The organism is Gottfriedia sp. NPDC056225, from assembly GCF_042267765.1.
GTDB lineage: Bacteria > Bacillota > Bacilli > Bacillales > Bacillaceae_G > Gottfriedia.
Genome location: NZ_JBHJTJ010000010.1, coordinates 93730 through 105585 on the forward strand (window position 1 = coordinate 93730; position 11856 = coordinate 105585).

Annotated in this window: 11 protein-coding genes; 4 read left to right on the forward strand and 7 right to left on the reverse strand. The window is 32.4% G+C overall.

Annotation, left to right across the window (positions count from 1 at the left end):
* Positions 1-204 precede the first annotated feature (204 nt).
* Both ACFCYN_RS09445 and ACFCYN_RS09450 read right to left on the reverse strand, forming a co-directional pair.
* Positions 205-1521 (reverse strand): DRTGG domain-containing protein, encoded by a 1317-nt coding sequence (locus ACFCYN_RS09445; RefSeq protein WP_172447257.1) that lies wholly within the window; start codon positions 1519-1521, stop codon positions 205-207.
* Positions 1522-1650: 129 nt separating this feature from the next.
* Positions 1651-2337 carry a metal-dependent hydrolase gene (locus tag ACFCYN_RS09450; protein ID WP_172447256.1) on the reverse strand — a complete coding sequence of 229 codons (687 nt, stop codon included), beginning with the start codon at positions 2335-2337 and terminating at the stop codon, positions 1651-1653.
* Positions 2338-2528: 191 nt separating this feature from the next.
* Between ACFCYN_RS09450 and ACFCYN_RS09455 the strand changes: the two genes are divergently transcribed.
* Together ACFCYN_RS09455 and ACFCYN_RS09460 are read left to right on the forward strand one after the other, a co-directional pair.
* Entirely contained in the window at positions 2529-3623 is a 1095-nt protein-coding gene (locus ACFCYN_RS09455) for a M24 family metallopeptidase (RefSeq protein ID WP_172447255.1), read from the forward strand.
* Between the two features lie 20 nt (positions 3624-3643).
* Positions 3644-4159 carry a GNAT family N-acetyltransferase gene (locus ACFCYN_RS09460; protein WP_375948930.1) on the forward strand — a complete coding sequence of 172 codons (516 nt, stop codon included), beginning with the start codon at positions 3644-3646 and terminating at the stop codon, positions 4157-4159.
* A 96-nt stretch (positions 4160-4255) separates the two neighbouring features.
* Here the strand turns inward: ACFCYN_RS09460 and ald are convergent, their stop codons facing one another.
* Positions 4256-5389 carry an alanine dehydrogenase gene (gene ald / locus ACFCYN_RS09465; protein ID WP_172447253.1) on the reverse strand — a complete coding sequence of 378 codons (1134 nt, stop codon included), beginning with the start codon at positions 5387-5389 and terminating at the stop codon, positions 4256-4258.
* Positions 5390-5585: 196 nt separating this feature from the next.
* Entirely contained in the window at positions 5586-6356 is a 771-nt protein-coding gene (locus ACFCYN_RS09470; protein WP_172447252.1) for an SDR family oxidoreductase, read from the reverse strand.
* Positions 6357-6725: 369 nt separating this feature from the next.
* On the opposite strand from ACFCYN_RS09470, the gene ACFCYN_RS09475 reads away from it, so the two are divergent.
* Positions 6726-7049 (forward strand): hypothetical protein, encoded by a 324-nt coding sequence (locus tag ACFCYN_RS09475; protein ID WP_172447251.1) that lies wholly within the window; start codon positions 6726-6728, stop codon positions 7047-7049.
* A 514-nt stretch (positions 7050-7563) separates the two neighbouring features.
* Here ACFCYN_RS09475 and ACFCYN_RS09480 read toward each other — a convergent pair.
* From ACFCYN_RS09480 to ACFCYN_RS09490, 3 genes are all read right to left on the reverse strand, one after another.
* The gene (locus ACFCYN_RS09480) at positions 7564-8409 is read right to left on the reverse strand and encodes an EcsC family protein (RefSeq protein ID WP_172447250.1); all 846 of its coding nucleotides are present in this window, start codon (positions 8407-8409) and stop codon (positions 7564-7566) included.
* A gap of 110 nt (positions 8410-8519) precedes the next feature.
* Positions 8520-9707, reverse strand: coding sequence for an acetate kinase (locus tag ACFCYN_RS09485; RefSeq protein WP_172447249.1), 1188 nt, complete (start codon positions 9705-9707; stop codon positions 8520-8522).
* A 90-nt stretch (positions 9708-9797) separates the two neighbouring features.
* Complete coding sequence (locus ACFCYN_RS09490) at positions 9798-10790, reverse strand: class I SAM-dependent methyltransferase (protein WP_375948934.1); 993 nt, start codon at positions 10788-10790, stop codon at positions 9798-9800.
* 320 nt (positions 10791-11110) lie between these two features.
* Between ACFCYN_RS09490 and ACFCYN_RS09495 the strand changes: the two genes are divergently transcribed.
* A complete protein-coding gene (locus tag ACFCYN_RS09495) occupies positions 11111-11842 on the forward strand; it encodes a hypothetical protein (RefSeq protein WP_375948936.1) in 732 nt (243 codons plus the stop codon).
* Positions 11843-11856 lie beyond the last annotated feature (14 nt).

The following is an 11856-nucleotide window of genomic DNA, read 5'->3' on the forward strand; positions in this document are numbered from 1 at the left end:
ATATGTACTTTGTTTATAAAGTTGTGAACTTTGTTCATAAAGGGACGGGTTTTGTGCATAAAGCTCTGACTTTTGTGCATATGTTCAGTTTTTTCGTTTATAATGTCCTTGGTTTCGTTTATAAAAGGATGATTTCCCACAAAAAAAACACTAGGAAACCTTACTTCCTAGTGTTTTTCAAATCTATTTAAAACAGCCTCGATATTATCGATCTAATAATTGCATCATCATTAATGCTTTGCCCACTAGTATTCCTTGTTGAAATACTTCAACGTCCACCTTTCCAAATTTACGACCTAATTCTAGTACTTTTGGTTTTATTTCAATTACGTCATCAATTTGAACTGGTTGAACGAAGTAAATTGTAATATTTTCAACGATTAAGTCCCCTTTTTTCATATCGCGAACAGCACGTTTGCCCGCCTCGGTTACAATCGTCGTAAATACGCCATGTGACAGTGTTCCAATTACATTTGTCATTTGCGGAGTTACATTACATCTTATAGTGAAGTCGTCATTTTTTTGTTCTTTATTGTTATGGAATTGACTAGTAACAATGTCATCAATTGTTTCGCCAACTTGAGGCTGACGTTGTAATTGTTGAAGTGCTTCAAGCACATCTTGGCGACTGATAATACCGATTAAGTTATTCGATGAATTGACAACTGGCAGAAGCTCGATTCCTTCCCAAACCATCATTCTAGCAGCTGCTGCTACGGACATCTTTTCGTTAACACTAATCGGTTGTCTAGTCATTACTTTGTCAATTCTTTGAGTACGTTGTTCGTTAATAATATCCTTCGAGGTTACGATTCCAATTAATTTACCTCGATCATCGACTACAGGATATCTTCCATGCCCAGTATCTCTATTATGCTCGTACCATTTTTCTACTTCATCTGCTGGAGATAATGTAGCTGTTTTTTCAGTTGGAATCAAAATATCTTCAACTAATACAATATCCTTTTTAATTAATTGATCATAAATTGCTCTATTTATTAATGTCGCGACAGTAAAAGTGTCATAACTAGAAGAAATGATTGGCATTTTCATTTCATCCGCAAGACGCTTAACACTTTCATCCGTATCAAATCCACCTGTGACTAAAACTGCTGACCCTTCTTTTAGTGCTAGTTCATGCGCTTTCACTCGGTTTCCGACGATCAATAAATTATTTGCACTAATATACCTCATCATTGCATCAAGTTGCATAGCACCAATAACAAACTTATTCAGTGTTTTATGTAAGCCTTCTTTACCACCTAAAACTTGTCCATCAACAATATTAACAACTTCGGCAAAAGTTAATTTTTCAATATTTTCTTTTCTTTTCGTTTCAATTCGAATCGTACCTACGCGTTCGATCGTACTAACAAATCCTTTGTTTTCCGCATCTTTAATTGCTCTATACGCAGTACCTTCGCTTACACTTAAATCTTTCGCAATTTGCCTTACCGATATTTTATGACCGACTGGTAGTTGTTCAATATGTTCTAGTATTTGATCGTGCTTTGTAGTCAATTACCTCACCAAGCTTTCAATGGTTGTATTAATATTTTTATTAACTATTATATAACAATTCATACCATGAAAAAAAGCACGTTTCAACGTGCTTTAAAAACTGTACTATAAATTTCTATATAATTTGTATTACAATATTGAAATTGTTGTATTTGCCTCGTGAATAAAACCATTTTTCTTCGGTAATTTATCTAGGAATTCGTTTGGATCTACTTGGATTGGTGGGAATGTATTATAGTGCATTGGAATTACTTGCTGTGCGTTAATCCACTCTGCAGCAATTACTGCATCGTCGATTCCCATTGTAAAGTGATTTCCAATTGGTAAATATGCTAGATCAATCTTTTCATATTCACCTAAAGTTTTCATACCTCTATATAGCGCAGTATCTCCTGCATGATAAATCGTTTTACCAGCAATTTTTAGTAAAACGCCAGATGGCGGACCAACATTAATGATTTGTTTATTTTCTTCATCAACTATGCTTGAACCATGAATTGCTTCAACTAATTTTAATTTTCCAAAAGAAAATTCTTTTTCTCCACCAATATGCATCGGAACAACTTTAACTCCTTGCCAAGAGATCCAAGTTGCTAATTCAACTGGAGCAATAACAGTCGCATCATTTTTTTTAGCGAGTTCAACCGTATCACCTAAATGATCACCGTGACCATGTGTTACATAGATATAATTCACTTTTAGCTCGTTTACTTTCACATTAGTATGTGGATTTCCGTTAATAAATGGGTCAATAATAATTGTATCTTGACCATGCTCTACTAAAATAACACTGTGTCCAAAATATGTAATTTTCAAATTAAGTCGCTCCTTTATAAAAAATTAGTCTCTACCACATTTTAACAGATTATTTTCCATTACAAAAATAAGAAATAAGTTAACTATTTTACGAAATTCGATAAAAAATGCTAAAATAAGAGAGTTATGAACTGTAAAGACTTTTTTTGTTTATTGCAGTAATTTTTGTTTTTTAAGAAAGGATGTTACAAATGGAACACCGTATACAAAATCTATCAACTTGGTTAAAAGAGCAAGATATTCAACTAGGATTTATTACATCTACTGAGAATGTATTTTATTTAACAAATTTCCATTGTAATCCACATGAACGTCTTTTAGCTTGTCTTGTATTTCCAAATCATGAGCCTATCCTTGTTTGTCCACAAATGGAAGTTGGACATGTACAAAATGCTGGTTGGAAATATGACGTAATTGGCTTTAATGATAGTCAAGATCCTTGGGCTATGATTCAAGAATCATTAGCAAAACGTAACATTACAGTAAATCGTATGGCAATCGAAAAAGAACATCTTCTTGTTGGTCGCTATGAAAGATTAGTACAACTTTTCCCTGGTGTTCAATTCCTTGCGGCTGAAGAAAAATTACATGACTTACGCCTAATTAAAGATAGTGAAGAAATTCGTCGTATGCAAGTTGCAGCTGAGGCAGCTGACATGGCTTGCCAAATTATTGTTGATCGTATTGCTGAAGGCAAAACAGAAATGGATCTAATTGCTGAAATGGAATACGAAATGAAGAAAAATGGTATTTCTAAAACTTCATTTAGTACGTTAATTTTAACTGGTGCAAACTCAGCGCTACCTCACGGAAATCCTGGTACTAACCCTATTAAAAAAGGTGATTTCGTACTAATGGACTTAGGCTTTATCGTTGATGGATATTGCTCTGATATTACTCGTACAGTTATGTTTGGTCAACCAAATGAGCAACAACGTGAAATTTATGAGACTGTATTAAAAGGTCAACTTGCTGCAATTGAAGCAAGTAAACCAGGCGAAGTATTAGGTAATGTTGACCGTGCTGCTCGCCAAATTATCTCTGACGCTGGTTATGGTGAATATTTCGTGCACCGAATTGGACATGGTTTAGGAATTGGTATCCACGATTATCCGTCAGTAAATGATTCAAATACTGATATTATTAAACCTGGCATGTCTTATACAATTGAACCAGGAATTTATGTTCCAAATGTTGGTGGAGTACGTATTGAGGATGATATCGTTATTACAGAAACAGGTGCAATTACGTTAACGAAGTTCCCTAAAGAATTAATCATTCTATAATTATGAATCAAAACCAATTAATGAAAATTCGGCAAGTCCTTCCTTCTGACGTTCCTATTATGCATAAGTGGGAATGCGATGATGAGATTGGTAAACTTGTAGGTATCGAAAAACCTCGTTCATTAGAGGAAATAGTACAAGGTTATGAAAAGTACTTTAACGGACTTAAACCAAATCTTCATTTGTTTACGATCGAATATAATGGGGTATGCGTTGGAAGAATTGAGTTAGGAAATCTAGATCAAGAGAATAATCACGCTGCTTTTGGAATTGTAATTGGAGATCAATCGATGCATAACAAAGGACTTGGATCATTCGCTTTAAATTACCTACTAAATTATTCTTTTAATGAACTAAAACTCGTAAAAGTATATTGTGAAGTATATGACTTTAATATTGCTTCACAAAACTTCCTTACAAAATTAGGCTTTCATTTAGACGGTATATTGCGTAAGCATGAGTATTTTAAAGGTGCTCAGCGTGATATGTATCAATATAGCATTTTGGAGGAAGAATTTAATTTTAGTACAGAATAAATACAATCAGAAAACCCCACCTTCATTTTATTGAAGATGGGGTTTTCTTTTTAAAAAATCCCTTTACCAAAATTGATAAAGGGATTTAATGATTTATTAGTTTGTAGAAACAGACGTACCTTGTAATAAAGTAGTTGCTTCTTTATATTCTAAACCATGTGCTTCAGCTACTGCTTCGTAAGTTACATATCCATCAAGTGTATTAATACCTTTGAATAAAGCAGTGTTTTCTAAGCAAGCTTTTTGGTAGCCTTTGTTAGCAATTTGTACTGCATAAGGAACTGTAACATTTGTTAACGCCATAGTAGAAGTACGAGGTACAGCACCAGGCATATTTGCTACAGCATAGTGTACTACTCCGTGTTTCTCATACGTTGGGAAATCATGAGTTGTAATGCGATCTGTCGTTTCGAAAATACCACCTTGGTCAATTGCAATATCAACTACAACTGAACCTGGTTCCATTGATTCGATCATTTCTTTTGTTACTAGTTTTGGAGCTTTTGCACCTGGAATTAATACTGCACCAATTACAAGATCAGATTCTTTAACCGCTTCAGCAATATTGTAAGGGTTTGACATTAATGTCGTAATTTGATGACCAAAAATATCGTCTAATTGACGTAAACGATCTGGATTTAAGTCAATCATCGTTACGTGAGCACCAAGACCAACAGCTACTTTAGCAGCATTTGTTCCTGCTACACCTCCACCAATGATTGTAACTTTGCCACGACGTACTCCTGGTACTCCACCTAATAAAATACCTTTTCCGCCTTTGTTTTTTTCTAAGAATTGAGCACCGATTTGAGCAGACATACGTCCAGCTACTTCGCTCATTGGAGTTAATAATGGTAAAGTGTTACCAACTTGTACAGTTTCGTAAGCAATACCAACTACTTTATTATCAATTAAAGCCTTCGTTAATTCAGGTTCTGGAGCTAAATGTAAATATGTGAATAAAATTAATCCTTCACGGAAATATCCATACTCACTTGGAATTGGTTCTTTAACTTTCATAACCATTTCATTATTCCAAGCTTCTTGCGCTGTTTCAACAATTGTTGCGCCAGCTGTTACGTATTCTTCATCAGTAAAACCTGAACCAAGTCCAGCACTTGTTTCAATGAAAACTGTGTGACCATGTCCAACTAAGTTCATTACTCCAGCTGGTGTCATTGCTACACGATTTTCGTTATTTTTTATTTCTTTTGGTACCCCAATACGCATGTTATTTCCCCCTGAAATATAATTGATTCGTGCCTCTTTGATGAGCTCTATTTATTAAATAAATAATACATTTTTATATTAACACAAAACATAAAGACAGAAAATGAAAACGCTTAATTTAGTGTAATAAATATTAATTCAGAATCTTTCTTATTATAAATTATGCTTAAATAATGGAATTGTCCCATCAAACTCATCATAATGGATTATGTCTATATTTGTTAATTACATCTAAACCGCCTGTAATCTCAAATATATCTCCTGTTATAAAATCAGATTCTTCCTTACATAAAAACTGCACCATTCTAGCAATGTCTTCTCCGGTACCAGACCTACCTACAGGTGCTAGCCCTTTTCCTTCTCTACTTGCTTCATCTCGATTTACTTCTTTCATATCGCCAAAAATATCACCTGGACAGATCATATTAGATGTAATTCCGTTTTCTGCTTCTTCATAAGCAACAGTTTTAGTTAATGAAACTAGCCCTACTTTTGCTGCACTGAAAGCAGATCGATAAATCCATCCCGATGCCGAATTAGCACCTTGAAAACCATAGTTAATAATTCGACCATATTTTTGGTTTCTCATTATTGGAATAATTTGCTTTAAAAGATAAAACACACTGTGCAAATTTCCATACAACAAGTATTCCCACTCTTCATCTGTGTAGTCAGCCAGTTTTTTACGGTTAAATAAATAAGGTCCAGCATTATTAATTAAACAATCAACCCTACCGAATTTCTCCATCGTTTTTGAGACAATCTCTTTAATAAATACTTTATCGGAAATATCACCTTTTATAAAAAGAATATTATCTAAATAGTCCTTCCATTCTTCTTTACGTTGTATGACGGCCTGCTCATCCGAAAAGTATGTAACAGTGACTGAATATCCTTCGTTTAAAAATGATTCAGTTACTTTCTTCCCTAACCCCTTCGTTCCTGCCGTTATAACAGCATGTCTCATAAAACTCTTCCTTTCAAATCTAAATAATTTTATATAGGTGAAAATCATCTAGATAACTCAATCAATTGTATGTATAAGCAAGGTCATAATTTTTTGTTCTAAATTTTTGTAAAACCTTTAACACAAAGTCGTCCTTAAAAATCCTGTCATTATCTTATACAAAAAAACTGTAATTTAGTAAGATTATTTTATTAAATGATAACTATGATTTCTATTATTTTGAATTATTTTCCTTTTATTTTAATTATTTTTATTTTTAGTTTTTTGCTCTTTTCACTAAATGCGAAATCAAAATAATAAAATTTTACAATTCAATTTGTTTCACTTATTTTTTTCAATGTATAATATACTCGAGGGGAGGAGTAAAAAATGTTACAAGATTATTTTTCATATGATGAACGATTAGGTATTTTTCTACCCAACTTAAAGTTAGATTGGGAAGATTACTCTTTCGATCAACAACAAATGATTCTTACAGAATGGGAATATATCCGTGGTGAAATACCTGATCTAATTAAGCGCTTAGAGTTTTCAATTAATGATAAGCTAGAAAAATTAAATCATGAGTCTGATTTTGTTTTGAGCTGTAAACTTAATTCTGACATTGCAGATTTAGCTTCAATCATTAATGATCTTTGGATTTGGTTTAGAAGTAACCAACAAGTGTCGAATGATACAAAAATACATGGTTAAAAAGCCAACATCTAGTTTGTTGGCTTTTTTCACGTGTTGAAAAAAGAACTTGTCAATCAAACAACAATATCTTCAATGTAAAGGAAGTTGTACGTGGTTGATTTCCACTACAGGATTCTCGCTTTCCGTGGGGCGAGACCTGAGCCTCCTCCGCTAGCCTGCGGGGTCTCAGCCTTCCCGCATTTCCCATAGGAGTCGAGAACCCTTCCATTTCAATCAATTCTTTAAAATAAATAAAAATTTAATAAAACCTTATTAATCATTAGAAAAAAATAGAAATTAAATACTAGGATTCTTTGTTATAATCGGTAATCGTTTATTTATAAACAAATAAATGAATTGCTTCTTAAAAGAATTAGCATCTCAATAATTTATATTCTAACAAGAGCCATTACTAAAATTTGATGTATTACACAAACAAATTATCTAAAAAACAAATAAATAATATCTTCAAAAGAACTTTACCATCAAATAGTTAGTTTAATAACATTTTAACGATGGACTATGACTTTTTTTATTCTTCTAAAGCAATTCTTTTTGATAATATTCGATATTGATAAAATTGTTTCGTATACTCTAATACATTTTTGGTAAACGATTCATTCCATTTAGATCCTACCGTGACCCCTAATAGTGGAATACCACCAAATAGCTTTTTCCTCAATGAATGTATGACGAATAACTTACTCATTTGTAAAAGGAGCGTATAGTAGAAACCTTCTCCTTTAAATTCATTTTCCCAAGTCGCAAATACATCATCATCTTCATGCTTTTGAATATCTGTCATTAAATGATTCCATATAACATATCTCTGAGGTGACGGGAGAATTGCACCTTGAAGTACTTTTAAGCTACACTCCATCTCCTTTGGAATACTAACATCATATCCATAACAAAGCGCTATTTCTTGTACCGATTTCAGATTAATTAATAGTATTGCCGGCAAGTCGCCAAATAAGGCTAGTTTTGAACTAGTTCCGCTGATCCCACCTTGAACACATGAAATGATTAATGCTTTCGATATTTCTTGCTCAGCTAAAAAATTTAGTTGTCTTAATGGTAATTTTCTTAAATCACTAATTGTCTTAATATCACTTTTCAAAATTTGAGCTCGATTTAGGATATCTAGTTTCTTTTCTTGAAAATGTTTTGATGTTTGTAATAACGACTGTGTGTGGAAAAAAGCTGTTGAAAAAAAATCATTAAAGGCATTCGAATAGTCTTGAGGAATTTTCTGAAGGAGAAGATTAGAAGCTTTTTGATAGATCTGCTCAAATTTATTTAAATTTTGATGTTGTTGTTTCTTTTCAATTAAATCGTTCAGTTCAATCCATAATTTAAATTCTGTCAACTGATCCATATTATCACCTCGAATATAAAAAAAACGTAGAGCAAAAATGTGATCTCATTTAAAGAATATGAGGTCAACTATTTTTGTATGCTCTACGTTCATTCATTCAATTGGAATTATTACATTCCAACACGCATTACGTCTCTTGCGATCATAACTTCTTCATTTGTAGGAATAACGATAACTTTAACTGGTGAGTGATCAAAGCTAATGAAAGCTTCTTTTCCTCTAAAGTTATTTTTACTTGGGTCAAAATAAACTCCCATAAATTCAAGACCTTCTAAAACGGCTTGACGAATTTCCGGACCATTTTCACCAATACCTGCTGTGAAAATAATCGCATCTACACCTTTCATACGAGCAGCGTATGAACCTAAATATTTGTGGATACGGTTTACGAATACACTTTGTGCGATTTTAGCACGTTTGTTGCCTTCTTCAGCAGCACTTTCAATGTCACGTAAATCACTTGAGAATCCTGAGATTCCAAGCATACCGCTTTGTTTGTTTAATACTTCAAGTACTTCCTCAGCTGTTTTGCCTGTTTTTTCCATAATAAATGGAATTAAAGCAGGGTCTAAGTTACCAGAACGAGTACCCATTGTAACACCTGCAAGTGGCGTGAACCCCATTGAAGTATCAATTGATTTTCCACCCTCAACTGCAGCAATACTTGCACCATTTCCTAGGTGACATGAAATGAATCTTAACTCTTCAATAGGTTTACCAATCATTTCAGCCGCTCTCTCAGTTACATACTTATGAGATGTACCGTGGAATCCATATTTACGAATACCAAATTGTTTATAGTACTCGTAAGGTAAGCTATAAAGATAAGACTCTTCAGGCATTGTTTGATGGAATGCAGTATCAAACACTGCTACTGCAGGAACATTCGGTAATAGTTCTTTAAACGCACGAATACCAACTAAGTTAGCTGGATTATGAAGTGGAGCTAAATCAGAAAGTTCGTCAATTTGCTTCTCAACTTCTTCAGTAATTAAAACAGAATCAGTAAATAATTCTCCACCATGAACTACACGATGTCCAACACCATTAATTTCATCATATGAAGAAATTACACCTAAACCTGTTAGCTTCTCAAGTAGCATTTTTACTGCTACAGAATGATCTGCGATATCAGTAACTTCTTTAATTTTTTCACCATTTACTGTAATTACAAATACGCTATCCTTTAAACCGATACGCTCTACTAAACCAATTGTAAGTACTTTTTCACTAGGCATTTCAATTAACTGAAACTTTAATGACGATGAGCCTGCATTAATCGCAAGAATATTTGCCATTCTTCTACATCTCCTTTAAACATGAAACTGTTATATTTTTATTATCGAAATTATTATAACACAAATTAGTTTACGTGTTTAAAAGTTCAATTATTGTAAATTTTCTTTAAACCATTCATTCATTTGAATCATGATATTTTCAATTGCCTTCATATTAGTTAACTTAGGGAAATCAACTAATAAAGCCTGTTTTGGCTTCTTCATATTTTCTGCATTTTTTCGGATTATTAATATACTTTTTTGATGTCTTTCATCTTTAAAGGCAGATACTGGCAACTGTATCAATCCTTGAATAACGCCTGTTTCATTAATATAGCTCTGTAACTGTGCTGATTGTTCAGACGTAAATAGATGATTTGGAACTAATGAAATGAAAAATCCACCAGATTTTAAGTAATTCATACTTTGCTCAATAAATAAATGATGAGCATATGACATACCTTCTTTTGATTTTAGAGCAAAATCTTTTGAACGATCAGCGTTTGGATAAAAACCAACAGGCAAGTCACAAACAACAAGATCAACTGGATCAACAAATAACGGTGCCAAACTATCTTGATTAAATAATTCAACTTCGTGTCCTAACAAATTGCCAATAACAAACGCAATCTTAACTAAAACGTCATCCACATCAATCCCAACAGAAGCAGTAAATTTATCCTTTAAAGAATTTAAAATTGTTAATAAAAGATTTCCCGTACCAATTGCCGGATCTAATATCGTTAAATTTTGTTTTCCTTCAGTCAGCTTTCCAACTAAGTAAGACATAATAAAAGCAATGCCATCAGGAGTCATTTCATGGTTTGTTTGCACCCCTTGTTTCATTCCTTTTAAAATTGCTAATTGAAAGGCTCTTCGAATGCTTTCATTATCCTTTGATGCTGACGAAAATTCATTAATTGTTTTCATAAGCTTTTCTTTTTGTGAATCATTAATCTCTTCTTGTAACACTTCACACTCAAAGAAATTTTCCCCAGTTTCAATTAATGCCTCTAAATAGGATATGTCTAAATTATCTTTTAAACATTCTGTCGATTCATCTATGTAATTAAATAAAAACTCTACTGAATTCTCTTTTACCATTTTGTATTCCTCACCTTCATAATTGAACAGTCATTGTTTCTCATTATACGTATGCATTTAAAGCGTGTCCACTTTATAGAAATGGCAGACCTATTATGATGTATCTCTCAATTAGAAGGGATGAAAAAATATTCTATAGATTAATCTTAATACAAAATTAACGTTGGATATATTTAACATTGTGAATATTTAATGACTTTCAATGTAATTTTTAATTTTTCTAATATAATAAACAAGAATTATCATGAGTTGAAAGAAGGAGTTGAAGCAAATCAATATTAGGTCAGTAAGGCATTTCTATAGGAAAACGGGGTTATTATATGTCGAATTACTATAAATTAGCTCTTTTTTGGATTTTACAGGTTATTTGTTGCTTACTTTATTTAAATTTTTCACCAAGTATTCAACATGCCATTTTTTTTACAATAGCTTTTATTATTAGCGCTGTTGTATTTACTTTCACTTCTACACTACTTTCATTTACTTATTATGTAGCAATAACACTTTTATCCTCTTTTTATTATATGTATTTGGCATTATCACAATCGTGGACACCTATTGATCAAAGAGATCATATTATAGCTCACTTTATCTCGATCGCTTCTTTATTTATTTTATTTATTTCTAGCTATCATTTTAAAAAGATCGCTAAAGAAAATATTGCCTTATCAAAAAAGCTAAAGGAACTTGAAGGATATATCTTAAATACGAAAGTGTTGTCACAAAGAGAATTTGAAAATCGTGCCGAAATTGTTATGAATGCAATGAAACGTAGAAATGAAAATGGTTATTTAATAACGATTAATTTAGCTAAATTGAAAAAAAATATAAGAAAAAGTATATTTTATGATTTGTCGGATGCCGCTTTAATTTCTGTCAGAAATCAATTTGATTTAGTAGGTCAGTTTGAAACTGGAGAGGTTAAAATACTTGTTCAAAATACAAATAAAGATGGTATCGACATTGTATTAAATAGACTATTTGCAAATTTCAATAAAAAGATTGACTCAAATATAAATAATCAACTAATTATTAATACAACTTTAATTTAATTGAGGTGAAATGA